Below are 25,655 nucleotides of genomic sequence, written 5' to 3'. Positions count from 1 at the left end.
CTATTTACTCTTACCCTAAAAAATAATTCAACCTGAACTACCGTGCTCAGAAAGACACCATCAAGAAATCGCATTTTTAGAAAATACAGATTTCATCTGACGAAGCTCAGCTCTAGATAAACAAAGTTGTTTTCTGCATGACAAAGCAGATAATCAAACCTGTAAGCATGGCAATAAGTCCCATGGCACGGAGCTTACCTGGTTCCATGGTGCTCAGTTTCTTAAGCCAGTCCTGCATTATTTCAGGGGCTGCGACATACGGTAAACCTTCGAGTACCAGTATCAATCCGATGAGTAGTATAAAGAGTTTCATAGGGAGCCTTCTAACAAAAGGTTTCAAATTTTTCAATGCACAGATTATTCTGTACCCATTTGTAGCATTTGATTGTTCCTTCAGAGTTCAATTGCATTGCTTTTTGATGAACCTCTGAATATTATAGGAAAACTGATAATAACGTTTTCATCTCTTTCATTTTTAGAAAGCACTCCTCATAACCTACAAAAACATGACAAAACCTACACAGTCAAAATACAGTGAGGCCGGCGTCGATATCGATAAGGGCAACGCATTTGTTGAGCAAATTAAAGAAATTGTTGCATCAACCCACCAACGGGGTGTGCTTGGTGGAATTGGAGGATTTTCTTCACACATCGCAATCGACACAACGAAATACAAAAAGCCTGTCATCGTGAATTCGACCGATGGCGTCGGGACAAAGCTTGCCATCGCCCATCTTTGCAAAAGACATGATACCATCGGTATCGATCTTGTTGCAATGTGTGTCAATGACCTCATTGTAGGCGGTGCAACACCTCTTTGTTTTCTTGATTATTTTGCGGTTGGCAAACTTGACCTTGAAATTGCAAAGCAAGTTGTGACCGGTATCGCAGAGGGATGCAAACAGTCATTATGTTCCCTTGTCGGAGGAGAAACTGCAGAAATGCCGGGTCTTTACAGAAATGAAGATTATGACCTTGCAGGATTTGTAACCGGCATTGTCGATCGTGACGCGATCATTGATGGCTCGGATATTCGTTCCGGAGATAAAATTATTGGCCTTGCTTCAAGTGGCCTTCATTCCAACGGATATTCTCTGGTTCGAAAAGTCTGCTTCACCGATAACAATCTTGCAGTAAACGAATATTATAGTGAACTGGGCTGCACTCTGGGTGAAGAATTACTTCGACCAACCAGAATCTATGTACAATCGGTTTTAAATGTGCTGAAAAATTTTCCCATCAATGGGATGGTGCACAATACCGGAGGCGGTTTCATAGATAATATTCCTAGAATACTGCCAAAAGGCTGTAAAGCAGTAATCGACAGCACCGCCTGGAAAAGACATCCAATTTTCAATTTCCTCATGAAACGGGGCGAAATTCCTTTAGAGGAAATGTATCGCACATTTAATATGGGGATTGGCCTTATGGTTATTGTAAATGAGGCGAAAGCAGATGACATCTGTCACCATTTTCAGGCTCTGGGCGAGACTGCGAGCATAATAGGCGAAATATCACACCACTCAGAAGATGCCACTGATCTGGTTGTAATACAATAACCCGCATCTAACAACAGCACTGTCTTAAATATCCATTGCCTGGTCAAAAGCGGCCAGTCGAAAGAGACAAAAAGTAAAGGCTGCTCTGATATCAGAGCAGCCTTTACTTTTTCAAGCGAATTTCATTGCGGTTTTTGACTACGGCAAGATAACGAACACCCCCAAGTTACCAGTTCCTCATACAGTACAGGGGAACAGCAGTATGCTGACTCCTTGATTTCTGCAGAAAAGAAACAAGAAACCCATTTATACACTACTCGACCGCACCACAGTCACTTGTTTCACCTTTGATTTTCTCAAGAGCGTGTTCAAGTACAGGAAGTACCACGTCGAGATTCTCCCGTGAGGCCTTTAAACTTCCCGGAAGGTTAACAATAAGACTCGTTTTTCGTATGCCGACCCGGCCTCTTGAAAGCATGGCTCTTGAAGTTTTGGCAAGGCTTGCACTGCGCATTGCTTCAGCCATTCCCGGAATATCTTTTTCAAACACCCTATCCATCGCTTCAGGGGTCACATCGGTCGGAGAGACCCCTGTTCCACCTGTGGTGACAATGAGGTCCACACCTTTCTTGTCGACAAGCTCGACCAGAGATTTCACAATAACGTCTACCTGATCTGGAATAACCAGATAGTCTACACAAACATAACCTTCAGCGCTGAGTGTCTCTTTGAGATAGGCGCCGCTGGTGTCCTCACGCTCCCCCCTCGCACCTTTGTCACTCATGGTGACGACGGCGAATGTGTAATGGCCAGGTGTAGATCTCATCAACTTTACCACTTACGCATTTTCAGCGTTAACCTCGGCAACAATTTTATCGGCTATCTGCGCTGGGACTTCCTCGTAATGGGAGAAACTAATACTAAAACTTCCAAGACCGCCTGTCATTGAGGTCAGATCTGTTGCATAGAGTAAAATTTCGGATTGTGGAACCTGAGCATTAATTATTTCCAGGCCATCAATAGAATCCATGCCCATCACCTTACCTCTTCTGGAGTTAAGATCTCCCATGACATCACCAACATTGTCCTTGCCCACTCTTATTTCCATATTCATGTATGGCTCTAACAGAACAAGTCCTGCCTCCTGAGCACCCTTTTTAAAAGCAAGTGAACCGGCAATCTTAAAGGCCATTTCAGAACTGTCAACATTGTGAAACGATCCGTCTACCAAGGCGATTTTTACATCTATTACAGGGTAACCGGCGAGAACACCTTTCTCCATTGCCTCCTGGATACCTTTATCTACAGCCGGCCGATATTGCTGTGGAATAACACCACCCACAATTTTATCCTCAAACTGATATCCTCCACCAGGCAGAGGAGAAATCTCGATCCAGCAGTCACCATACTGGCCGCGACCACCACTTTGTTTCTTATGTTTCCCCTGTACTCTTGCAGACTTACGAATAGTTTCCATATACGGAATCCGCGGAGTGCTCAGCTCCATTTCAACGCCGAATTTTCTTTTAATTCTGGAACCAACGACATCAAGATGAACCTTGCCGACACCAGAGAGCAGGACCTGTTTGGTTTGTGGCTGCCTGGTAAGACTGAGTGTCAGATCTTCATCAAGCATTTTCGTGATCGATGAAAATACTTTTTCTTCATCACCTTTCTGAGCACTCACAGCAAAAGATATAACTGGTTTTAAGGGCTCAGGAGAGTCAATAATCACAGGGAAAGAAGCATCGCAAAGCGTATCACCCGTCGTCGTCTCTTTCAACTTGGCTACGGCAATGATCATACCAGGACCTGCACTGTCTACAGCTTTTTGCTCTTTTCCTTCCATAACATACAACTGGCCAAACCTTTCACTGGTCTTTTTATTGGGATTATAGAAAGAATCACCTTTTAAAACACCGCTAAACACCCTGAAAATAGTCAACCGTCCGGCATATGGATCAGCCATGGTCTTAAAAACCAGTGCAGCAAATGGTTGATCAGCCTCAGGCTTGATTTCAACCAGCTCTTCCTTGCCTTCAATGGTAGCGGTAACAGGCTGTCTGTCAGACGGGCATGGCATAAGATCATTAATGACATCAAGAAGAGGCGCCGTACCTTGATTATGGGTCGCTGAGCATACACAGATCGGTGCAAGCAGGCCCTTTCTTACAGCGATTCTAAGACCGGTTGCAATTTCTTCGGTGGTCAATTCCCCTTCTTCTAAAAACTTTTCGATAAGGTCATCATCACTGTCTGCAACATTTTCCATCAACGATTCACGTAAATTTGCGACCTCGTCGACCAAATCGGCAGGAAACTCTGTTGGTGTCACCAGCCCCTTGTCTCCATCGAAAAGAAATGCTTTTTCAGTCACAACATCGACGTAACCTTTAAAGTTTTCTTCCTCACCTATGGGCAATTGAATGACAACGGGTTTAATTGGCAGCAATTCCTTAATTTCGGCTACGGTCTTTCTGAAATCAGCGCGTTCACGATCCATCTTGTTGATCGCAATCACTGTTGGAAGCCCCTGATCTTTTATAATCTTGGCAAACTTGATCGTCTGTCCTTTAACTCCAAGCACAGCACCAATAGTAAACAATGCACCATCCGCTACATGGGCTGCGAACATGGTATCATTGAGGAAATTGTCATCCCCTGGGGTATCCATGAGATAGACATCGTGCTTATTCCATTTATAGTTATGAAAGGCAGTATTAATTGAGATATTACGGTTAATTTCCTCCACCTCATAATCCATTGCTGAGGTGCCTTCATCTACTTTTCCGAGACGATTGATCTTTCCGGCAGTAAACAACATTGCCTCTGCAAGTGAAGTTTTACCACAATTTCCATGACCTATAATTGCTATATTCCGGACTATATTTGTTTCCTGCATTCTTATCTCCTCAAACGATTAGAATTACCAATGCTCTATCCAAATTACAATGCGACCTTCACTCGATCTTTCCACACTCGTGTAGATGAACGACAATACTCATATATTCAGTTTCAATTTGCAAAGTCAAGAAAGAATAAGGGCTGACTATTGATTCCGTTAAATATATTAAAAAAGGAGAACTGACTTTGAAATAATAACAGGATTTTATGGCATAATCTCAACATTAGGAGTATCTTTGTCGAGCTTATACCCTTTTTCCATTTCCGGCGGATCAATCAGTTGACAGACACCCACAAGAAAAAAATAGCAAAATCAGCTGCAGCGGTAGGAATTGCAGTCATGTGCAGCAGAGTCCTCGGTCTCATTAGAGAACAGGTTTTTGCGGGCCTTTTTGGCGCGGGGATGACCTATGATGCCTTTGTTGTCGCATTCCGAATCCCAAATCTCCTCAGAGATCTCTTTGGTGAGGGAGCCCTCTCCGCAGCATTTGTCACAATCTTCACAGCATACGACACGACCAGAACTAAAGAAGAGACCTACCGGCTTGCCTCAAACGTTCTCACTTTTTTCCTCATCCTGCTGAGCCTGCTCACCCTTATTGCCATTTACTTTGCAGGGCCACTTGTTACCCTGCTTGCACCGGACTTTGCCCTTACCCCCGGAAAAACTGAGCTTGCAGAAAAGCTCACTCGCATCATGCTGCCCTTTCTCGTGTTCATTTCTCTCTCTGCTGTGGTCATGGGAATGCTGAATACCAAGGGAAAATTTTTTATCCCTGCAATGGCGTCTAGTTTTTTCAACCTCGGTTCCATAGTAGGAGGAGTGAGCCTCGCCTACATTTTACCCAGGTACGGACAACCTGCAATTGTTGGCATGGCCATAGGAACACTGATAGGTGGAGTGATGCAACTGGGCATGCAACTCCCCACGCTTGCGAAAACAGGTTTTAGATATAGGCCAACCTTCAACCTCCGCGACCCTGGCCTTCATCGCATACTTAAGTTGATGATACCTGCCACAATCGGGCTTTCGGCCACCCAGATAACCATCTTTGTAAACACAAACTTCGCTTCAACCTGCGGAGATGGGGCAGTATCTTGGCTCTACTACGCATTCAGGCTTGTCCAGTTACCCATAGGAGTTTTTGGTGTAGCTCTCAGCATAGCTATGCTTCCGGTACTGGCAAAACAGGCGGCAGAAAAAAATATTTCTCAGATGAAAAAGACCATGATTTCTTCTCTTACCATGGTCTTTATTTTGACACTGCCAGCGACAGTCTGGTTAATGATGCTGTCTGAACCGATTATCAGAATGATCTATGAGCGGGGCGCCTTTACTTCGTTTGACACCACCGCAACTGCAAATACTCTGGCATTCTTTGCCATTGGCCTCTTTGCATATTCGGCCAATAAGGTACTCGTCCCTGCTTTTTATGCTCTGGACAAAACAAAATATCCTGTTATCGCAAGCTTTATTGCAGTTGCCTGTAATATTGTAATTGTCTCTTTTACCATCGACCGATTTCAGCATCTGGCAATTGCCTTTTCAACTTCCTGCACCATGCTGATAAATTTTATCTTTTTAATGGCAGTGCTGTACAGGAGCATGGGAGGTTATCCCCTCTGGGCTCTTATCAAAGGGGTCATAAAGATCGGCCTGGCCTGTAGCGGTCTCTGCATAACTGTGCTCCTGCTGAGACCACAGCTACAATCGTACTTGACCGGCAACCTGCCCGGCCAGCTACTCTCCCTGATTTTGATATTTCTCGTCAGTGGCTTGTGCTATTTAGCCCTGCTGCACCTTCTAAAGCTCAGTGAAATGAACTTACTTATAGAGAAGATAATGGCTAAATTTGGCAAGAAACACTCCCCCCAATAATCAAGATGGTGGAATGTGTTCTTTCAGCACATCTATTTCTCTTCGGAGCTTTTCAATCTCCTCTTTTAACTGCTGCAAGTCGGCAGCTTTGGCAAGATCCATCTTACTGAGCGCGGAACTGACAATTTTCTCCGTCTGCTCTTTGAGAGCCACTTTAGACTCTTCGGCACGTACTATCAGCTCCTGAACGAACTTCTCTCCTTCCTGCTCGGTGAGTTTTCCTTTAGCAATAAGATCTTTTGAGAGTTCTTCAGCTTTTTCCCGCGTCAGCGCAGCGAGCCCCATTCCGGTAAAAGCAACTTTTTTTATAGTTTCAAACATGCTCAGACCTCATACAATGTGTTATTTCCATTTGAGTGGTTGACAAAAAGAATTGTTCTGCCCTTTCACTCGCCTCAGTCATTGACTCAGAACTTTGAATTGTACTGGCCAAATGATGGCCAAAGGTAAAAGTTCTCGAATAGTAACGGGTGAACTGCTTTAATCGTCCCAGTCTTTTTTCAACGGGGAAACGTGTTTCCAGCAGTCTGATATATTCTATATATACATCTCTTTTATTTACATCTCCAAGATTTTCAGGGATATTATAGAGATGATGGCTGATTTCTCCACAGAGCCATGGTTGCTCCACAGCTCCCCTTCCAATCATCAATCCGTCCGCACCGGACATCTCCAGACAGCGTTTTGCGTCTGATACAGAAAAAATTCCACCATTTGCGAATACAGGAACGGAAACCGCTCTTTTCGCCGCCGCAATTGCGTCCCATCTGGGTTTACGACAGAATTTTTCTCCGATAAGCCTGCCATGAACCGTGATAAGATCAACCCCCTGATCTTCATAAAACCTGCAGGTATCTGCAAGACTATTATCATCAATCCGGGTGCCAAGACGTATCTTCACACTAAGTGGCAGCTCTGTTTTATTTCGTATCTCCTTGAGAATCTTCGACAATTGAGGATGGTTCAAGGCAAGAGCAGAACCCGCCCCCTGTCTTTTTTGAATGGGCGCAGGGCAACCAAGATTGAGATCAACCCCATCAGCATCGAGGCGATGGAGTTTTTCAATAGCCGGACCAATGTGCTCGAGATCCCCTGAAACCAGCTGGTACACAAGAGGCCTTTCCATATCTGTTCTCCTAAGCAACGGTGAACAATCAGGATTGTCATTTGGCAATCTTTTCGCGGCAAGCATTTCAGTAAAAAGAAGGCCAACACCGCCAATAGCCTGGACAAGCGATCGCAAACCACTATGGGATAACCCAACCATAGGAGCAAGGGCTACAGGAGGCCAGATATCAATATTTCGAATTTTCACAACAGAATCAAAGGGAAAAGAATAAACAAATCAGGCCACAACACCGCATATAATGTTAAATGCATGCCAAAACAGCTGCATGGCATCACAGAATACGGTGTTATTCGATAGACAGCCAGTCAGCTGCGAGATGCTGAGATAACTTTAACAAGCAGAGAATCGTCAAGTTTTTTTGACAATTTTACATGAACAGAGAAATCATACATCATCGGGTCATGTATTTTAACCCCTACAATGACTCCGCTACATGGTTTCATTTCTTTGCCATCAACGGCAATGGTCGTTATAATCTGGCGTCCCAACAACATTTTCGCATTATCTTTTTTGGCAAATCGAATGGTAAAAGCCAGACCGCCTTTAGATATATCCAAAAGCTCACCGTTAAAGGTCCGTTTCGTTTTTTTGCCGTATGGGTCAAGCAACATGTTTTTAGTTATCAGAGATACCGAGTGTCTGGGGTAATCCCGCCTGTCATCCCCAGACATTTTCAGCAGCTGAGAGATATTTTTATGCTTCTCACAATAACGCTGAAGTTTATCCTCAATACCAGGTTCCATATCTACAATTTCACTCCATTTAGACTGGTCCAGTACATGAAGCTGTACCGCAGACAAGGCCTTGAGGGTGACCGTCCAGACAGATGCTGAAAAAAACTGATCTGCCCCAAGAATGTCGCTTGGCTGCATCCTTTTCAAAAAGATCTCTTTACCTCCAGCAAGACAGCTCAGACTCAAATAACCGGAATTAACAAAATAGAGGTTTGTGTCGGTTTCCCCACTTTTTACAATCACATCATCTTTGTTATAATTTTCGAGACGCAGTGCATAGTACAAGGTACTAAACTCTTCTGAAGTCATTTCCTCATACAATTCATTCCATATTTCTATATGGTGGCTGGTGATGGAGCTGCTCTTATGCTCTTCAATCAACTCTCCGAGCTGGATAACTTCAGACAGAGCAAGCGGATTGACATCCAGAAGACGGTCCCTCAGGGTTTCAGCGACGGTATAATCTTTGTGATTGAGTGCAGCAACGGCCTGATCGTATATAAGTCCTCCAGCCTCCTTCTGTTGACCTTTCTCAATATACTTTTGTACCTGTTGCTCAATATCTTGTAAAACCGAGCGAGCCATCTGTTTTGCCACCGGATCGGCTTCAAAAGAAACCATATCATCAATAATGGATTTTTTCTGCTGGCTGTGGCGAATTTGTGGTTCAATGATGTTCAATGCCTCATCAATCAACAGTACAATCTGGCGACCACTCACACTCCTGCTGTAATCGTTTTTCATCTCCTGCAGTAAATCAACGCTTTCCCTACAAGGGAAAAATTTCAAAGACGTGATAATAGCGCTGAGGAGTTCAACACCCGTCGATGCTGAAAAACTAGCCCGCAACTGTGCAAGATCACGTATTGCATTAAAAGTATCTTCATTTTTTACGTCCTGCTCTGTGAGCAGGCGCAATACATGAATTTTGAGCCTCTCCCCAACAATTGCCAAGGCGTGAATAAGGTGGTTATTTTTTTCCTCTCCTGTGAATCGGGCAATAAACCTCACCACCTCTAGCTGCACCCTTTCATCGGGATATTTGCAATACACTTCGATCTTCTTATATACATCAAGTCCACCAATTTCAGCCAAAATGTAGATGACGTTTCTGACAACAGACCAGGAGGGGTCCGTTTGCAGACATTTCAGCAGAATAGGTATTGCTTCATCTCCATACAGTTGTATTAAATCAACAATGGCAAGACGCTCTTTCCTGCTGTGGCTGGCAATAACGCGATTTAACAGGTAATTAATAGAGCCAGATCCAAGAAGGGTGAGAAACTTTTTGTAGTAGGGTTTGTTTTCGTTTTCAGAGAGATAGCCGTCTGTCAGGGTCTCAAGGATGGATTTCTTCTTCAGGGTATCAATGCTTTTCCCAACCATACCCCGAATTGCGGGATTCTTATCGATCTGGCCCTGATATATCTGAGAAAGTATCAGAAGCACACTCCCTGCATCCTTGACATGCCCCTTATAAATCAACCACTCCATTACCTCCTCGATCCTTTTATAGAGTACCACCGAACCTGGCAGGACTTCGGTTTCAAAAAGAAGCCAGTTATGAAAACATTCCACGACGGTAGATATGCCGAGCTGATTGTTCCTGTCATGCACAAACTGAGAGTATTGCGAGACAATGGCCAGCGCCCTTTCTCTGATACTGATCTCTTCTATCACTACGGCTCTCTTGAGACAACGAACAGCTGCTTTATCGTTGTCAGAATTAAGCTCTTCTATGCTTTTCAGGTAGTCTAAAAAATCCGTGAGAAACTCATCGTTCTGGAGTACCTGTACTCCTCCCTGTTGTAATTTGACAAAATTATGTTCGAAACGGATTTTTCGCCGTTCTTTCTCAGCTTTTTCTATGGATTGCTTAACACTCTCTAGGACGTCTTTATTTTGATTTTTCTGCATTAAAGTAGTGTCGTAAATATTATTTCTATAGTTTCGTTGTTGTGAACATAAGTACAAGTGCACAGGCGGATCAACCAAAACGTAGCACCAGTGGAAGCAGTGTGAGCTTCAGCACTGCCTCTTGCCACTTTATTCAGTTTAACACAAGAAGCAATTGATGGTTTTCTAATGGCTAAATACAGAGCCGAAGTTTTTGGCAACTTTAAAGGATACACCATACCATTGTAACGCACCTTATGCCTAACAAAAAAGCCTTAAAGGTCAATAGTTTTCTTCTACCATCCAGACAATATTAACCTCAGGATAAACGGTGCTTGTTTGTTCTGAGTTCCGTTCACGTTGCCTGATAAAGTAATCCTATCGAAAAAATAGCATTTTCTTGACCATAAAATCAACCTGTACCCGCATGGCGCATGCTATTTCGACACAGAGCCGTATATAAAAATTGAATTTTGGTGCAAAGTGCTCTAAATTGCCTCCTCTGGGTGCTGACAATATACCAGACTAATATCCTATACTGCGAAACTTTCATTACGTAACCTTTATTAATATTTTACGTACACATCTCTATATTCACCTAAAAAAGATTATGCTAAATTCCAGAATTGTTATAACAGGAGTCGGTCTTACTGCTCCAAATGCCAATGATTTAAAAGATTTCAGAAAAAAGCTCATAAATGGCACTAGTGAAATTAAAGAAATTGACCTGAGATATTTCGGCAAAGCCCCCGCAGGCGTGTGTGATTTTCCAGAGAACCTTTACCGCAAGAAAAAAGAAAATAAAAAGGGTACCCGTGCAGGATGTATTGGTGTGTACTGTGCGAACGAAGCAATTAAAGATGCTGGTCTTGACCTGTCCATCTACGACTCCGCCCGAATTGGTGTGTATGTTGGCTTGACAGAGCATGGAACGGTGGAAACTGAAAATGAGGTCTATAATATCAGTAAATATGACTACAACGTAGATTACTGGACCCATCACCACAACCCCAGAACAGTTCTGAATAATCCTGCGGGAGAAATCACCATGAATCTGGATATTCATGGCCCGCATTATTCCATTGGCGCAGCCTGTGCTGCTGGCAACGCATCTTTGATACAGGCTGTTCAGATGCTTCGTCTGGGAGAAATCGACATGGCCCTAGCCGGTGGAATTTCAGAGTCGGTAGGCTCTTTTGGTATTTTTGCAAGCTTTAAGGCGCAAAACGCGCTGGGTTCAGCAGACGACCCGAAACTTGCAACACGGCCCTTTGATCAGAACCGCAACGGCATTGTCATCTCGGAGGGTGGCTGTATCTATACCATCGAATTACTCGAAAAAGCTCTTGAAAGAGGCGCTCATATCTATGGTGAGATCGTTGGATACGCCATGAATTCCGACGCAAAAGACTATGTACTTCCCTATGGACCGCGACAGGCGGAATGCATGAAGCTTGCCCTGCAGCGGGCCGGTCTTGATGCTGCAGAAATTGATCTGATCAATACCCACGCGACAGGTACCAAACAGGGCGACATAGAAGAATGCAAAGCAATCCGGGAAGTGTTTGGGGACTGCACCTCAACTTATGTGAATAACACCAAAAGTATCATCGGTCATGCCATGGGAGCTGCCGGCGTCCTTGAACTTGCTGGGAATCTGCCGTCCTTTGATGATAATATTATCCATCCCACGATCAACATTGATACTCTCGACAGTGAATGTGCTTTAAATAATCTCGTTATCAACAAAGCCATTACCGTTGACAATGTCAACACGATCCTGAACAACTCGTTTGGAATGATAGGTATTAATTCAACCATCATTGTAAAAAAGTACAGGAGCTGATACATTTTATTTTCAAATTAAAAAATTTTATAAACAAGATGGCTCAGGTATGTTATAGAAATTGTTTTGCCGTTAATATAGAGCCATCCCTGCGCAATGTTTTCTGCGCATGTTTATTTTAAAGACGAATAAGCACCACACGTTAAATCCGGAGAATTACATGACGAATGAAGAGATAAAAGATCTGGTACTGGAAATTATTGAAGATATTGACGATGAGGCGGATTTTGACAGTCTTGATCCAGATCAACCCCTGCGTGATCAACTGGATTTAGATTCCATGGACTTCCTCGACATTGTCATGGAACTCAGAAAACGTCACCAGCTGCAGATTCCTGAAGAAGATTACCCAAATCTTGCAACTCTCAACAGCTGCGTGATGTACCTTGAGCCACTTTTAAAAGACGCTTAAATTCTCGTGACTGTTCCAGTTTTGGTAATCGGCGGCGGCCTTTCAGGCATTGCCGCCGCAATTCGTATTGCTCGTTTTTCTCTCAATGTACAAATTCTAGAACAGCACAGCCGTCTCGGTGGGTTGAATTCGTATTTTTATCGCAACAAGGTTCTTTACGAGACTGGCCTTCATGCAATCACTAACTATGCAGAGACCGGAGATAAGCAAGCCCCATTAAACAGACTGCTCAGGCAACTGAAGCTTAAACGCAAGGAGCTTTCTCTCTGCCAGCAATATAAAAGCAAAATAGATTTTCATGGCCATGAGTCACTCTTTTTTTCCAACCAGCCTGAGTTGTTTGATGCAGAAATTCAAGCGAAATTCCCTCACATCCATGACAAATTCATCCAACTGAAGAAGTTTATTGATCTCTTTGATCCCTTTACTCTCTCCCCTTTTCGCTCAGCCAAACAATATTTATCAGAGTTATTCGGTGACCCGCTCTTTGTAGATATGCTCATGTGCCCTCTCATGTTTTATGGATCGAGCTATGAAAATGATATGGATCTGAATCAATTCGCCATCATGTTCAGGGCCATATACATGGAAGGAATGTTTCGCCCAAAAGGCACTATAAAAGACTTTCTGGACACGCTGATCTCCCATTATGAAGCAATGGGTGGCATCACAAGAACAAACTGCAGGGTAAAAAAAATCATCCACTCGGGCAATAGGGTTACCGGGGTGGAGCTTGCATCAGGGGAGATTATCGAATGTTCATACCTCCTTTCAACCATCGGTTCAGACGAAACCAGGGCTCTTATGAACCCTCCCGGGCAGATCACCCCTCCAGCTGACAAAAGACTTGGCTTTATTGAAACTATTTATGAACTGCAGGAAGCCAGCACCAGTACGCTGCCTGAAGACACAACAATTATTTTTTACAACACAACAAAAACTTTTCAATATCGCTCCCCTTCCGACTACCTGGACCCATCAAGCGGGGTCATCTGTTTTCCCGGCTCTTTTTCTGGGTTACCACCTAAAAAAAATAGAGAGATTCGCTCAACACATCTGGCGGATTTCAGCAGATGGAAAAAGCTTTCGGCAGATCCTGCGGCGTATCTTGAAAAAAAACGTCAGGCGGCGGTTGAATCCAGAAATGTACTTGAAACCATAGTTGGCAATTTTACAAAGGATATAGTCTTTGAAAATACCTTCACACCTGTTACCATAGAGCGCTACACCTCCAAACACAAAGGAGCAATCTACGGGAACCCAGTTAAAATCAAAGACGGCAATATCGGCTACCACAACCTTTTTATTGCCGGAACTGACCAGGGGTTTTTAGGCATAGTTGGATCAATGCTCAGCGGTGTCTCCATTGTCAATCAACAGATACTTCCTAAAATATAATTTATGCTTACAGGTATAAGGCGAATTTTGTAACCTATGTGTTTTCCTTCGTTCTTGGACTCCTGACAGGCTGCCCGACCTGCTTTCGAGTGGTCTCTATAGAGCATACAAAAAAACACCGGTGGACCTGTAAAATAATAACCCCTACTCCAAACAGATATTATTTATGCCAGTATTTCTCAAAGATCTTCAAGAATCATACGACGTCATAATAATCGGCTCAGGTCTTGGCGGACTTACGACAGCCAACCGTCTTGCCTATTGCGGGCATAAGGTACTGCTTCTCGAACACCATCACAGGCTCGGTGGCCTTGCCACATGGTTTAAACGCCGTGGACATATCTTTGATATTTCTCTACATGGGTTTCCCTATGGAATGGTAAAAACCTGCAAGAAATACTGGAATAAAGAGATCATGCAGTCCATAGTACAACTCCCGAACATTGTTTTTAACAACCCGCAGTTCAATCTCAAAACGACCTTTAACAAAGAAGACTTTACCCACCTTCTGCAAACCCGTTTTGGTGTGGAAGCATCAACTATTAAAAAGTTTTTTGACACCGTTACTTCAATGAACTTTTATGACGATCAATCCATGACCACAAGAGAGCTGTTCGAGGAATTTTTCCCCTGCAGAAGCGATATACACCGACTTCTCATGGAACCGATCACCTACGCAAACGGCTCGACCCTAGATGATCCGGCCATAACCTATGGTATCGTCTTCTCAAATTTCATGAATAAGGGAGTCTATACCTTTTCGGGTGGTACCGACAAACTGATCGGCATGATGGAAAAAGAGCTCGAAAAAAATGGAGTGACCATCTGCACCAAAGCCAAGGTCAATAAAATTCTAATAGAAAAGGGTAAGGTGTGCGGAGTCTCTGTAGACGGTACCACAATTAAGGCAACGGCTGTGGTTTCAAACAGTGGTATCACAAACACCATTTTCAATCTGACCGAAAGTCACCATTACAGTGATGAGTTCCTTACAAAGGCAAAAGCGGTCAGAGTCAACAACTCGAGTTGCCAGGTTTACATGGGAATCAAAAAAGGAGAGACCATCGAAGACGTTGGTGACCTTCTGTTTACTTCAACCGCAGATGAATTTGACTCTGAAGAACTCCTTGACCTCCATACAAAATCAAAAACATTTTCTATTTACTATCCCAAGACCAGACCTGGTCATGATCGTTACACCATTGTCGCCTCAATGAACAGCCGCTATAGTGACTGGGCCGAGTTGACCAAAGAACAATACCTCGCCGAAAAAGAGTCACTCATTGACCGTTCTATCAAGGATCTTGAAAAATACATCCCAGGCGTTACAGAAAAAATCGACTGGGTGGAGGCTGCTACTCCGAAAACATTTAACACCTACACCCTACACACCCGCGGCACGAGTTTTGGTACTAAATTTGAGGGCCTTGATGTCTCAAGGTCGATTCACAAGCAAGTCGGAGGCCTTTTCCACGTAGGCTCAGTAGGGATTATAATGTCCGGCTGGCTTGGAGCCATAAATTATGGCGTCATTGTATCCAATGACGTTGACAGCTATCTCAGAGCCTAACGGAGAAAAAAGTGGAAGATTTTACTGGCCAGAATGTCCTTATCACCGGTGCGACACGAGGTATCGGCAAAGCAATAGCGGAGAACTTCATCCACATGGGTGCCTTTGTCATCGGTGTGTATTCAGGAAACGCTGAAGGAGCTGAAAAATTCAGCCGTGACAACCAGAATTATGCAGAACAATTCAGACTATATCCGTGTGATATATCCCAGGAGCAGGCGGTCGTTGCCTTATTTGCAGACCTTCAAAAGGATTATGCCAAGCTTGATGTGCTGGTCAACAATGCAGGTATTCGCCAGGATGCGGTGGTTGCACTCATGGATACAGGCAAATGGCAGAAGGTTCTTGATGTAAACCTAACAGGAAGCTTTCTCATGTCCAAACACGCCGTTTTGTTTATGATGCAGAATAAATATGGGCGAATTATCAACATCACCTCCCCAGTTGCACGCCTTGGCTTTACAGGTCAGGCTAACTATGCAGCCTCTAAAGCCGGACAAATTGCCTTGACGAAAACTCTTGCAAAAGAGGTCGCAAAGAAAAAAATAACTGTAAACTGTGTCTCTCCTGGATTTATTGCCACCGATTTCCTCAATGGCCTGAGCAACGACCAAATAACGGAATATAAAAAGCTTGTACCGATGCGACGCTTTGGGTCAGTACAGGAGGTTGCAGACGCCGTTATTTTTCTCGCCGGTAAAAAAGCTTCTTATATCACAGGAACCACACTTGATGTCACGGGAGGGCTATAATGCCTGCACTTGAAGAGATCCAAAACCTCATTCCACACAGGCCACCGTTTCTCTGGGTTGATCGTATTATTTCCTGCACCGACACATCCATTGAAACAGAAAAACAGATCCCTGAGGATCATGAGGTTTTTAAAGGTCACTATCCCGGCAACCCAATAACTCCAGGAGTCCTCCTCTGTGAGGCTATCTTTCAAAGTGGTGCCCTGCTTATGGCGAGGACAGGCGCCGAGCTTGCCGCCCAGGGCCTGGTCCCCGTTTTAACCCGGATCAATAGCGCCAAGTTTAAACGTGGCGTCTATCCGGGCGATGTAACCAGGATTAAAGTCGATCTTCAGGAAATCATCTCAAATGTCAGTTTTTTCAAAGGCACCTTAAAAGTGAACGGGAAAACGGCAGTACAGACTGCATTTGCATGTTCCATGACCCCGTCTGCGGATTCTCGCTGAAACACTCCAAGATCCTAGAGCAAATTTTGCACTTTTTCGACTCACAGAGAACATTCTTTTCACCTTATCATTGACCTGTTGAATTTTTGGTAAAACTAGGTAAGATAACTGGTCGTAAAAGAATAAAGGTGACAACATTCCTATGTTCCGGTTTAATATTCACCCCTGTAATTCCCTATACATTTTATATAGTGGCGACCTCCCCATTTCTTGAGTTAGTCGACCCCAAAGAGAAATAATATGCAGTTTTTACCAAAACAATAGATACATTACACTGAAGCTCAATTTCTTCATTACAATCAAACTTACAGGTATTCACACGTGCAGTTAACAATCACTGAAATGGTTCTCAATTCTGGCCCCATCGGCCAGCTGGTAATGCTCACACTTCTGATCTTTTCCGTTGTGTCATGGTCCATCGTCATCATGAAATCAAGGCTGTTGAAAAAGGTACGCCTCGACTCTGAAGATTTTCTTGAGAGTTTCTGGCAATCGGCTAATCTCAACGAAGCCCACGCCTCTGCGACAGAGTTTGAATACTCTCCTCAAGCATCTGTTTTTATCGCAGGTTTTACAGAGCTGCAAAAAATCAACAAAATCAGATCGAGAAAAGAGAGTGTAACCCAGGCAGAGACTCTCGATATGCAGCTTGCCACCATGGACAACCTCAAACGCGCCATTAGAAAAGCAGAATCCCAGGAACTCGGTATACTGGGAGCCAGCCTCCCCTTTCTTGCCACCACGGGAAGCGCCACTCCATTTATCGGCTTATTTGGCACCGTCTGGGGTATCATGGCTTCTTTCCACGAAATTGGCCAAAAAGGCTCAGCTTCTTTATCTGTTGTCGCACCAGGTATATCAGAGGCTCTTGTGGCGACCGCTGCAGGGCTTGCAGTTGCCATACCTGCTGTTATTTTTTATAATTATTTCGCAAATAAAATTGACGTAATCGATGGAGAAATCTCCAATTTTTCTACAGATTTTCTCAATCTTGTTGAAAGAGATCTTATGAGCAGGGTGTAACAATTATGGGTCCAATGCGCGGAAACGGTAAAAAACGGCTCGTTTCAGAAATAAATGTAACCCCCCTGGTAGATGTAATGCTTGTGTTGCTCATCATTTTTATGGTGACAGCCCCAATGATGACTCAGGGTCTTGATGTTGATCTCCCTGAAACCACGTCTAAATCACTACGTCAGGAAGAACACCCTATTGTAATAACCCTTGATAAAGATGGTATTACTACTGTCAATGAGATTCCCCTTGCCAACGACCTTCTTATTCAGGAGCTGGACAAAAAATTCAAGGAAGATGCAAAACAGGCAATTTATTTACGTGCTGACAAACTGGTTGCCTATGGTGAAGTTGCAAAACTCATGGATACTATTAAATCTGTTGGCTTTGATAAAATCGGTATGGTTACAAAACAGCCAGAAAACAAGTAAATGTTGAATCCAAACTACCGAACAACACAAGTGGTTTCCAACGATTGGAAACTACCACTCAATTTGGCTATAGGACTCCATGTACTGCTGATTTTAAGCAGCATATTCCTGCCCGGTTTGTTCGAGGCCAAACCCCGTTTTGCTGACATCTACACGGTCAGTATCATCAACGTGGCTGAGCCTGTGGCCGAACCGCCACCTCCTCCTACACCACCAAAGGTTGCACAGCCAAAACCTGAAGTAAAAAAAGTGGCAAAACCAGCTCCTGCCCAAAAAGCTGTGGCACTTGACAACCCGACACCGCCTCAGGAGGCAGCACCAGTCAAGGCTGTCTCATTGAAGCCATTAAAGAAAAAGGTGGTCAAAAAAATCGAAGAGCCTAAGGTTGAAACACCGCCAAAAGAAACGGTCAAGCCAACTCCAAAGCCCAAACCTAACAACGACGCTCTGGCCAAAAAAAGAAGGCAGGAACTCGCGGACGCCATACGTGAAGAGGAGCTTCTTGCCGAAAAAGCCAGACTGGCAAAAGAAGCTGTAGAAATGGAAAAGCAGTTGCTTGCCCCGATGCAGGCAAAGAGTTCTTCCACCTCACAGGTAACAGGTCCGACAAAAGTGAACAGTACAAGCACCAAAGTCAGCAGTTCCAGTGACAGCCAGATCGAAAGAATGTACTATGCGGCAATAACCAACCGGCTTTTACAATTCTGGGCTCTTCCTGAATCTATGCAGAAACAATCAGCGTTGATGTCGACTGCTGTAATAACAATCAACCAGAATGGCCAGATTGCGAATATCTTTTTTGAAAATCGTTCTGGAGATACAGTTTTTGACCAGTTTGTTCGATCAACTATAGAGGCGGCTAACCCTATGCCTGCGATACCTGCGGCAATGAAAAAACAGAGGGTGGAGATTGGCTTAAATTTCAAACCCGGTGGAATTCAATAATTGGAAATGAGACACATGCAAAAATCATCTACAGTAAAATATTTTTCAGCTTTTTTCGCAAGCGTGATGTTGTTGCTCATTGCGTTACCTTCATTTTCAGCCGAGCGGGTATATCTCGATATTACCACCACTGAAACAAGGAAAATTAAAATTGCAGTACCCTGGTTTGAAAATAGTGACCTTGGTGGTAAGAAACAGCGCCAGGGCCGTGATGCCGCAGACACCTTAGCCAAAGCTCTCGAGTTCCATGGAATCATTTCTATTATTCCAACAGGAGACTACGGTGGTGTGCAGGATGCCAATTGGTCCAGCCTTGGAGCGGACTATGCCATTTTGGGGCAATACACTATTTCAGCAGACAACGTTAAATACGAAATGCGCCTCTATGACGTTGCTGGAAAAGAAGTGATTATGGGTAAAACTTTTTCCGGTACCATGGAGCAGTCCGATAAAATAATTTATAAATACTGTGACAGTGTTATTGAAGCGCTCACTGGAACGCCTGGTATTGCAGCAAGCAGAATCGCCTTTATCAACCAGGATAATTCTATAAAAGAAGTGTACTTAACCGACATTCTTGGCCACAAATTCAGACAGGTAACCCGACACAAACACCTGACTGTTTCACCAAGATTTGTCCCCGGTGGAAATTATCTCACCTACTCCTCATATCATACTGGGAATCAGAATTTATACATTACAGATTTAAGTCAGAGTAAAACAACAAAAGCATTGAGCAGACGCAAGGGACTTAACCTGGCCCCCGCCTGGTCACCGGATGGTAGATTCATGATCCTCACACTCTCTAAAGATGGCACCCCCGATCTTTATCTTACAGACCAGCAAGGTGAGATTATAGAGCAACTGACCGACCACGCTGGAATCAATGTTTCGCCAACCTGGTCTCCGGATGGGAATAATATTGTTTTTGTTTCTGACAGGAGCGGTAAGCCGCAACTTTACCTGATGGACTTTAGAACTCGAAAAGTTAAACGTCTGACCTTCGATGGCTCGGAAAATGCAGAGCCTTCCTGGTCACCGACAGAGAATCTTATCGTTTACTCAAGCCTCAGAGACGGTGTTTATCAGCTGTTTAGTCTTGATCCATTACAAAACAAACCGCCTCAGCAGGTCACCGATGACCTGAGCCATCACGAATCACCAAGCTGGTCGCCGGATGGGCAGCAGATAATCTTTGCAAAACGTGATGGCAAAAGGACCCAGATTTATTGTATAATGAAGAATGGTTCTTATCAGCGTAGGATCTTTACTCTTTCAGGATCACAATCATACCCTCAATGGTCCAGATAAAACTAAGTATAACTTCTATCTAAATAAAAATATGAAAAAGACAGTCTTGAAAATCGGTCTACTTCTTTCAATGGCCCCCCTCCTTGTCAGCTGTGCTTCACAGCAGGATGTAGAAGAACTACGGTATCAGCTGCGCATTGTGAATAAAAAGGTCGATGACATGAAATCCGATACGGTTGATCGCCTGCAGAAACGGCAAGCGGCCGCCTCGGGTCAGATGGATATCCTTGAACAGGATATCATGCAACTGAAAAGTCAGCTTGAGGAGTCCTACCATCTCAATCAACGGCTCCGAGAACAAAATAAAGAGCTTGGGGAGACAATTACAAGCGTTGCTCAGAATGAGGCTTCACAACGTGAAGAGGCCCTAAAAAAAATTGAAGAGCAACAACGGGAGAAAGAAGAAAAGCTCACCCAGCTATTAAACGAGAAGATTCGCCAACAGGAAGAAAATGTCAAGGCAATCCAACAGGCTCGCATTAAAGAAGCTGAACGCCGTGCCAAAGAAGCTGCAATTTCAGCTGAGCTGGCTAAAAATCGATCAAACTCTGCCAATAGCAATCTGAGTGGAACACAGCAATTAAAGGTAGACAAAGCAAAAATAAAGCACAGCGTCGTTGCCCCGCCTACTGTTCCTGATACGGCCATTCAACCTGCATCAAGCCCATCTGTTGCACCAGTTACAACTTCTGCAGTAACACCTTCTGCTCCAAAAGAGGTTGTGGCACCAGCTATCGCAAGCAACAGCTCTGGAGGAACAGGTAGCTTTGCTGAAGCAACTAAACTCTATGAACAAAAAAAATACAGCCAGGCCCTTCAAATATTTGAAGATATTGCCTCAAATTCTAATGCAGCTGAACAGGTTGACGCTCGCTACATGATGGGAGAGTGTCTCTTTGATCAAAAAGAGTATGATAAGGCAATAATGCAGTATCAAAAAATCATCGCTCAGAACTCCAATCATAACAAGGCACCGGCTGCCATGTTGAAACAGGCGATGGCCTTTGAGAAACTCGCAGATAAAGACACTGCAAAGGTGATTTATAAAAAGGTTCTCAAAAAGCATAGCAACAGCAGTGAGGCTGCAATTGCTCAAACGCGCCTGGAAAAGCTTTAAGCGGGTCTGACGCCTTGAAAATTCGCCTTGATCAATTACTGGTTGATCTCCACCACGTGGTCGATCTGGAAGATGCCAGGGCAAGGATTGGCGCCGGAGAAGTATACGTAAACGATACTATTGCTGACAAAGCAGGGGCGGTTTATGCCCCTGATGTCGCTATTCGCCTGAAACAGAAATGTCCATTTGTTTCCAGAGGCGGATTAAAGCTTTCCCACGCATTAAGCCATTTCCATCAAGCTGTAGAAGGAATAAGCTGTCTGGACATCGGTGCCTCCACTGGTGGCTTTACTGATTGTTTATTGCAAAATGGCGCCCGTCAGGTTTTTGCCGTCGACGTAGCTTATGGGCAACTGGCCTGGAAAATAAGGCAGGATCCTCGTGTTCACGTGCTGGAGCGTTTTAACTCCAGAAAAATTACTGCCGCTGACATTAAAAATGCCGATATTGGGCTCGCTGTCATGGATGTATCGTTTATTTCACTGACGAAAATACTTCCTCCTCTTTTTCCTCTTTTTCCAGATACAATTGCAATTATCGCCCTGGTAAAACCACAATTTGAACTTCCCAGAAATGACATTGGGCCCAAAGGTGTGGTGACTGAACCTGAACTCCACCAAAAAGCCATCGATAAAATTAAAAACTTTGTCGTTGATAATGGTCTTCTGGTAAAAGATGTTATCACTTCACCTATATTAGGCCCTAAAGGTAATACAGAATTTCTCATTCACATCACTTCTGCCTGAACCTTCTGCGTGAGATTCTTACAACGAATTATTTTCACACTACCCTTGAGGTAATATTTTATGTTTAGACTACATAGACTTACTTTAGCAAGTGTCGTACTGCTCGTGACCTGCATTGTTTCAACTTCATTGGCCGCCTCTGCTTATGGTTCAAATGGTTCTGGGAACGTAGTTCCTCACGATCTGTTTACTATCATTTTTAGTAACAATACCACAGCCGATTATAAGGCCTGTGGTTGAAAATCAAGTAAACTGGGCGGTCTGTCCGGTAGAGCACATCTTATTAAAGAGCTAAGAACCTCCCATGATTCTCTCCTTTTACTGGACGCAGGCAAGTCCCTGTTCAAAAATGCGGTCAAAGATGGAGGCGCAGCTCCCCTGATAATCGCCAGGGGAATCGCAGATGCCTACATAAAAATGGAATACGACGCTGTTGCGATCAGCTCTCTTGATGTCGCCGCCGGTGATCGGTTTATACAGCAAACCAAAGAAAAAGGTTTCCCATGGTTATCAGCAAATCTCGTTGATGCAAACGGCAGGCATCCCGCTTCTTCTTACGTTACCAAAAAAATCGGAGCAGTAACGGTTGGAATAATCGGCTTGACTGACGACATTGGTCTTAACAAGGAATTCCATTTACTACCCTATCAAGAATCGTTGCGATCAACTCTCGATGATATCAACAAAAATTGCGACATACTGATCCTTTTATCAAATCTCCCTGGAGCCACAAATAATAATATTGCCAAAAAATTCCCTGAAATCGATATTATCATGAGTTCCGACAGAACTCTTGGGAACATGGTCCCTGCGCTCGTGGGCAATGCACTTATTACCCAGACATCCACCAGGGGAAAATATTTAGGGAAACTGGATGTTACATGGAAGAAGGGAAAGGGATGGCAAAATGACCGGCTCCTTCCCCTTGGTGAACTGCTGAAAAGAGAAGAAGATATTTCCAGTAGACTTAATAAAATCCTGGCATCTGATGCTTCTTCAAGCAGTATCAGTAAAAGCAAGGTCGCGCGACTTCAACTGCAGCAAGAAAAGCTAAAAAAAGAGATTGAAAAGAGACGTCTTGCAGAACCTGAGGGTACAGAATCAATATACAATACCAAGAGTATCAGGTTTCTTCCCGTTCAACCAACTACTTTTCCTGAGGAGATAGAAAATATTGTCCGGACTATTGATGCTGACATCAAGAAACAATCGAAAAAGTAAGACATCCTTATTATCAGTAAATAGACCTCTGTTTTCTTTTAAAGCGCGACTTTCTCAGGTTTTGCACAAAAAAAGGGGTTGATTACCTTATGGTAATCAACCCCTTTTATCGCCTCAATACAGGCAATCTCAATGAGTTACTATTAGCAACCAAAAGCTTTTTGAAGATTTGGAACAGTTTGCTTTTTACGGCTCATCATTCCAGGAATCCACATGCTGCCACCCTCGAGTTTTGCATCAAAGGCTTTCTCTATGAGAGCCTCATCGTCAGAGAGAACAACCAGATCGGTACCTTCTTTCACTACATCAGTCAGCATCAGTAATACAGAGTGACGCCCATCAGCTTTAACTTCCTTCATCGCTTTGATGAGGTCTTCACGAACAGCGGCAACCTGATCAAGAGTCGCAAGCTCAAGCTGACCAACACCAACTTTGCTGCCCTTCATATCAAAATCTTTGTAATCCCGGAAAAGAAGATCTTTCGCAGGAATACCTTCAACGGCAGATTTTGCTTTGAGCATTTCCATGAAAAGTTCATCGGTGTCATCAACACCTGCAACGACTTTCAGCTCAGCTACTGCAACCTTGTCATCCTCGGTACAGGTAGGGGATTTGAAATTGACGGTATCACTTAAGATAGCAGCTAACATACCGCCGGCAATATCCTTAGGAATTGCAACACCTGCTTCTTTATACATCTTGTTCAGAACGGTGCCAGTACAGCCAACAGGCTCAGCTCTAAACAGAATTGGATTGTTTGTAGTCACATCACCAATCTTGTGATGGTCAACAATTGCAACGAGATCGGCACTGTCTAAGCCAGCAGGACCTTGAGCTAAATCACTGAAATCAACAAGAGCGATTTCTTTTCCAGCAGCATCATTTAAAAATTCGGGAGCTTGAAGTCCAAAACGCTTCAAGACAGTTGTCGATTCAGGATTAAGATCAGCCGCAGCAATTTGCATACATGCCTTAGCTTCTTTTCCTTGCGCAGTAAGCAGTGCAGCGAGGGAAATAGCGGAAGTTACGGAATCGGTATCGGGATTAGCGTGTCCAACAACAGAAATAGCCATGAGTGTTCCTCCTAAAAATTATTAATCTTAAAAACCAAAAAACCTATTATATTATTACATAAAACAAGCTGAATTTTCTAAATTGACACATCAAAATAGTGTGTTCATTGAAGTCAGTCAAGGATTAAATCTATCTTGACGTTCTTGACAAAATAATGGTCTTTGAAAAACAGTCTATCAGGCATAAAAATCATGTAGGCCAAAGCAATACCCTAATCTTCCGTGACTTTAGCAGGTGCATAGATTATCTTGGTTTTCAGATGGCTTTTCACCCTGTTTTCAACAACCTCATAATTCAAAGACCATGCCTGAAATACACGATAGCAGCGATAAAGGATCTCCCCGCTCACGAGCAAAAAAAAGTTCTAACACTATTCTTTATTTCTTTATTTTAACTGTGTTTTTGCTCACTGCCGGGTTTTATTTTTATTTAAAAACCCTGGCTCCCCAGGAAGAAGCAATTTCTCCTGGCACAGGAGAAACCTCATTAAATGCCAATCCGTCTGGCACATTGAGCTCTATTGCTGAATCCGGCATTCCTCGAACAGACAGCGGAGGGGCCTTACCTGAAATCAAGGACACGAGCCAACCTTCACCAACATCCGGTGAAGAGCAAGGGGCTGACACTTTTGTTGCCGATCAACAGAATGGCCCCCTCAATAGTGCTGATGGCCGTGTGATTGCCACAACCGTGGATCCACAGACGCTCATAACGCAACTGAACACTTTCTATACTCATCTTGATTCAGTAGCTTACATGAAAGAATTCAACCTGAGCCAACCAAGCAAAGAACATTTTTCAAAACTCATTCAAAAACTGTTGGATAATCCACCCATCGTCACTCGTGAAACCGACGATCTTTTCACCCTCCTGAAAAACACAGCACATTTTTTTAGAATTCTGGGGAAAAAGAACATCCTTATTTTAAAAGGAATACTTGATCGGGAAAAAGGTTCTTTCGAAGAGATTCTGCAATCGTTTTATGCGCTCACCAGCTACCCGGAAGCCCTCAATAAAGCGTATTCCATAGATATAAATTCCAATGCACTCTATGACTATGCGGGATTTTTCCTGCACACCATGGGGGGGCGATTGTATCTTTTCCGCCGGGATTCCAATTCACGAATGGTGGTCAGTTACTACGCTATTCGCATAATCGACGATGCAAACATGGACGGTAACAGCAGACATGGTATAGATATTCGTCCTGGCATTGCATCTCTTATAGAAGAGATCGAAAACGGAGGTAATACACTCCATATGCGGGAAATGTATCTCAATAAATTATACGATTTACAGGAGAAGTATAACTGAGGGCGGCTATTTTCAAC

General features: G+C 43.7%; 23 protein-coding genes. 16 read left to right on the top strand and 7 right to left on the bottom strand.

The window, feature by feature from the left end:
* Positions 1 to 112: 112 nt before the first annotated feature.
* The gene (locus FCL48_RS07455) at positions 113 to 313 is read right to left on the bottom strand and encodes a DUF2065 domain-containing protein (RefSeq protein ID WP_136871629.1); all 201 of its coding nucleotides are present in this window, start codon (positions 311 to 313) and stop codon (positions 113 to 115) included.
* A 193-nt stretch (positions 314 to 506) separates the two neighbouring features.
* Here FCL48_RS07455 and purM point away from each other — a divergent pair, with 193 nt between their 5' ends.
* Complete coding sequence (gene purM, locus FCL48_RS07450) at positions 507 to 1,559, top strand: phosphoribosylformylglycinamidine cyclo-ligase (protein ID WP_136871628.1); 1,053 nt, start codon at positions 507 to 509, stop codon at positions 1,557 to 1,559.
* A gap of 253 nt (positions 1,560 to 1,812) precedes the next feature.
* On the opposite strand, the gene FCL48_RS07445 is transcribed toward purM, so the two are convergent.
* Positions 1,813 to 2,325, bottom strand: coding sequence for a molybdenum cofactor biosynthesis protein B (locus tag FCL48_RS07445; RefSeq protein ID WP_136871627.1), 513 nt, complete (start codon positions 2,323 to 2,325; stop codon positions 1,813 to 1,815).
* Between the two features lie 12 nt (positions 2,326 to 2,337).
* Positions 2,338 to 4,401, bottom strand: a complete 2,064-nt coding sequence (gene fusA / locus FCL48_RS07440; protein WP_136871626.1) for an elongation factor G — start codon at positions 4,399 to 4,401, stop codon at positions 2,338 to 2,340.
* Positions 4,402 to 4,683: 282 nt separating this feature from the next.
* On the opposite strand from fusA, the gene murJ reads away from it, so the two are divergent.
* Positions 4,684 to 6,282, top strand: a complete 1,599-nt coding sequence (murJ, locus tag FCL48_RS07435) for a murein biosynthesis integral membrane protein MurJ (RefSeq protein ID WP_240744780.1) — start codon at positions 4,684 to 4,686, stop codon at positions 6,280 to 6,282.
* Here murJ and FCL48_RS07430 read toward each other — a convergent pair whose 3' ends face one another.
* From FCL48_RS07430 to FCL48_RS07420, 3 genes are all read right to left on the bottom strand, one after another.
* Entirely contained in the window at positions 6,283 to 6,603 is a 321-nt protein-coding gene (locus FCL48_RS07430; RefSeq protein ID WP_136871625.1) for a phasin family protein, read from the bottom strand.
* Positions 6,596 to 7,597, bottom strand: a complete 1,002-nt coding sequence (locus FCL48_RS07425; RefSeq protein ID WP_136871624.1) for a tRNA-dihydrouridine synthase — start codon at positions 7,595 to 7,597, stop codon at positions 6,596 to 6,598. Before FCL48_RS07425 ends, FCL48_RS07430 begins: the two co-directional genes overlap by 8 nt.
* Before the next feature lie 119 nt (positions 7,598 to 7,716).
* The gene (locus tag FCL48_RS07420; RefSeq protein ID WP_136871623.1) at positions 7,717 to 10,062 is read right to left on the bottom strand and encodes a cyclic nucleotide-binding domain-containing protein; all 2,346 of its coding nucleotides are present in this window, start codon (positions 10,060 to 10,062) and stop codon (positions 7,717 to 7,719) included.
* A 589-nt stretch (positions 10,063 to 10,651) separates the two neighbouring features.
* On the opposite strand from FCL48_RS07420, the gene FCL48_RS07415 reads away from it, so the two are divergent.
* The 13 genes from FCL48_RS07415 to FCL48_RS07355 all read left to right on the top strand — a co-directional run bounded on the left by FCL48_RS07415 (position 10,652) and on the right by FCL48_RS07355 (position 23,250).
* Complete coding sequence (locus tag FCL48_RS07415) at positions 10,652 to 11,887, top strand: beta-ketoacyl synthase (protein ID WP_136871622.1); 1,236 nt, start codon at positions 10,652 to 10,654, stop codon at positions 11,885 to 11,887.
* A 160-nt stretch (positions 11,888 to 12,047) separates the two neighbouring features.
* A complete protein-coding gene (locus FCL48_RS07410; RefSeq protein WP_136871621.1) occupies positions 12,048 to 12,299 on the top strand; it encodes an acyl carrier protein in 252 nt (83 codons plus the stop codon).
* A 6-nt stretch (positions 12,300 to 12,305) separates the two neighbouring features.
* Complete coding sequence (locus FCL48_RS07405) at positions 12,306 to 13,697, top strand: NAD(P)/FAD-dependent oxidoreductase (protein WP_136871620.1); 1,392 nt, start codon at positions 12,306 to 12,308, stop codon at positions 13,695 to 13,697.
* A 166-nt stretch (positions 13,698 to 13,863) separates the two neighbouring features.
* Positions 13,864 to 15,267: an NAD(P)/FAD-dependent oxidoreductase gene (locus FCL48_RS07400; protein WP_136871619.1), complete on the top strand. Its 1,404-nt coding sequence runs from the start codon at positions 13,864 to 13,866 to the stop codon at positions 15,265 to 15,267.
* An 11-nt stretch (positions 15,268 to 15,278) separates the two neighbouring features.
* Positions 15,279 to 16,019, top strand: coding sequence for an SDR family NAD(P)-dependent oxidoreductase (locus FCL48_RS07395; RefSeq protein ID WP_136871618.1), 741 nt, complete (start codon positions 15,279 to 15,281; stop codon positions 16,017 to 16,019).
* Complete coding sequence (gene fabZ / locus FCL48_RS07390; RefSeq protein ID WP_136871617.1) at positions 16,019 to 16,465, top strand: 3-hydroxyacyl-ACP dehydratase FabZ; 447 nt, start codon at positions 16,019 to 16,021, stop codon at positions 16,463 to 16,465. Before FCL48_RS07395 ends, fabZ begins: the two co-directional genes overlap by 1 nt.
* Positions 16,466 to 16,786: 321 nt before the next feature.
* A complete protein-coding gene (gene tolQ, locus FCL48_RS07385) occupies positions 16,787 to 17,488 on the top strand; it encodes a protein TolQ (RefSeq protein WP_136871616.1) in 702 nt (233 codons plus the stop codon).
* A gap of 5 nt (positions 17,489 to 17,493) precedes the next feature.
* Positions 17,494 to 17,910, top strand: a complete 417-nt coding sequence (gene tolR / locus FCL48_RS07380; RefSeq protein WP_136871615.1) for a protein TolR — start codon at positions 17,494 to 17,496, stop codon at positions 17,908 to 17,910.
* Positions 17,911 to 18,855 (top strand): energy transducer TonB, encoded by a 945-nt coding sequence (locus FCL48_RS07375; protein ID WP_136871614.1) that lies wholly within the window; start codon positions 17,911 to 17,913, stop codon positions 18,853 to 18,855.
* Positions 18,856 to 18,870: 15 nt separating this feature from the next.
* Complete coding sequence (tolB, locus tag FCL48_RS07370) at positions 18,871 to 20,166, top strand: Tol-Pal system beta propeller repeat protein TolB (protein ID WP_240744779.1); 1,296 nt, start codon at positions 18,871 to 18,873, stop codon at positions 20,164 to 20,166.
* A 31-nt stretch (positions 20,167 to 20,197) separates the two neighbouring features.
* The gene (locus tag FCL48_RS07365) at positions 20,198 to 21,283 is read left to right on the top strand and encodes a tetratricopeptide repeat protein (protein ID WP_169309122.1); all 1,086 of its coding nucleotides are present in this window, start codon (positions 20,198 to 20,200) and stop codon (positions 21,281 to 21,283) included.
* A 14-nt stretch (positions 21,284 to 21,297) separates the two neighbouring features.
* The gene (locus FCL48_RS07360; protein WP_136871612.1) at positions 21,298 to 22,029 is read left to right on the top strand and encodes a TlyA family RNA methyltransferase; all 732 of its coding nucleotides are present in this window, start codon (positions 21,298 to 21,300) and stop codon (positions 22,027 to 22,029) included.
* A gap of 417 nt (positions 22,030 to 22,446) precedes the next feature.
* On the top strand, positions 22,447 to 23,250 hold the full coding sequence (locus tag FCL48_RS07355; protein ID WP_136871611.1) for a hypothetical protein: 804 nt from the start codon (positions 22,447 to 22,449) through the stop codon (positions 23,248 to 23,250).
* Between the two features lie 143 nt (positions 23,251 to 23,393).
* Here FCL48_RS07355 and FCL48_RS07350 read toward each other — a convergent pair whose 3' ends face one another.
* On the bottom strand, positions 23,394 to 24,323 hold the full coding sequence (locus FCL48_RS07350) for a manganese-dependent inorganic pyrophosphatase (protein WP_136871610.1): 930 nt from the start codon (positions 24,321 to 24,323) through the stop codon (positions 23,394 to 23,396).
* Positions 24,324 to 24,627: 304 nt separating this feature from the next.
* On the opposite strand from FCL48_RS07350, the gene FCL48_RS07345 reads away from it, so the two are divergent.
* Positions 24,628 to 25,638, top strand: coding sequence for a hypothetical protein (locus FCL48_RS07345; RefSeq protein ID WP_136871609.1), 1,011 nt, complete (start codon positions 24,628 to 24,630; stop codon positions 25,636 to 25,638).
* Positions 25,639 to 25,655: the final 17 nt, after the last annotated feature.

It is taken from the genome of Desulforhopalus sp. IMCC35007, from assembly GCF_005116575.1.
Lineage (GTDB): Bacteria > Desulfobacterota > Desulfobulbia > Desulfobulbales > Desulfocapsaceae > Desulforhopalus_A.
Note: the sequence above shows the minus strand (reverse complement) of the source record. Positions and strands in the feature narration are given on the sequence as shown.

Coding starts and splice junctions, on each gene's coding strand:
- FCL48_RS07455 (WP_136871629.1), bottom strand. CDS start 313: ATGAAACTCTTTATACTACTCATCGGATTGATACTGGTACTCGAAGGT.
- purM (WP_136871628.1), top strand. CDS start 507: ATGACAAAACCTACACAGTCAAAATACAGTGAGGCCGGCGTCGATATC.
- FCL48_RS07445 (WP_136871627.1), bottom strand. CDS start 2,325: ATGAGATCTACACCTGGCCATTACACATTCGCCGTCGTCACCATGAGT.
- fusA (WP_136871626.1), bottom strand. CDS start 4,401: ATGCAGGAAACAAATATAGTCCGGAATATAGCAATTATAGGTCATGGA.
- FCL48_RS07430 (WP_136871625.1), bottom strand. CDS start 6,603: ATGTTTGAAACTATAAAAAAAGTTGCTTTTACCGGAATGGGGCTCGCT.
- FCL48_RS07420 (WP_136871623.1), bottom strand. CDS start 10,062: ATGCAGAAAAATCAAAATAAAGACGTCCTAGAGAGTGTTAAGCAATCC.
- FCL48_RS07415 (WP_136871622.1), top strand. CDS start 10,652: ATGCTAAATTCCAGAATTGTTATAACAGGAGTCGGTCTTACTGCTCCA.
- FCL48_RS07410 (WP_136871621.1), top strand. CDS start 12,048: ATGACGAATGAAGAGATAAAAGATCTGGTACTGGAAATTATTGAAGAT.
- FCL48_RS07400 (WP_136871619.1), top strand. CDS start 13,864: ATGCCAGTATTTCTCAAAGATCTTCAAGAATCATACGACGTCATAATA.
- fabZ (WP_136871617.1), top strand. CDS start 16,019: ATGCCTGCACTTGAAGAGATCCAAAACCTCATTCCACACAGGCCACCG.
- tolR (WP_136871615.1), top strand. CDS start 17,494: ATGGGTCCAATGCGCGGAAACGGTAAAAAACGGCTCGTTTCAGAAATA.
- FCL48_RS07375 (WP_136871614.1), top strand. CDS start 17,911: ATGTTGAATCCAAACTACCGAACAACACAAGTGGTTTCCAACGATTGG.
- tolB (WP_240744779.1), top strand. CDS start 18,871: ATGCAAAAATCATCTACAGTAAAATATTTTTCAGCTTTTTTCGCAAGC.
- FCL48_RS07365 (WP_169309122.1), top strand. CDS start 20,198: ATGAAAAAGACAGTCTTGAAAATCGGTCTACTTCTTTCAATGGCCCCC.
- FCL48_RS07355 (WP_136871611.1), top strand. CDS start 22,447: ATGGAATACGACGCTGTTGCGATCAGCTCTCTTGATGTCGCCGCCGGT.
- FCL48_RS07350 (WP_136871610.1), bottom strand. CDS start 24,323: ATGGCTATTTCTGTTGTTGGACACGCTAATCCCGATACCGATTCCGTA.
- FCL48_RS07345 (WP_136871609.1), top strand. CDS start 24,628: ATGCCTGAAATACACGATAGCAGCGATAAAGGATCTCCCCGCTCACGA.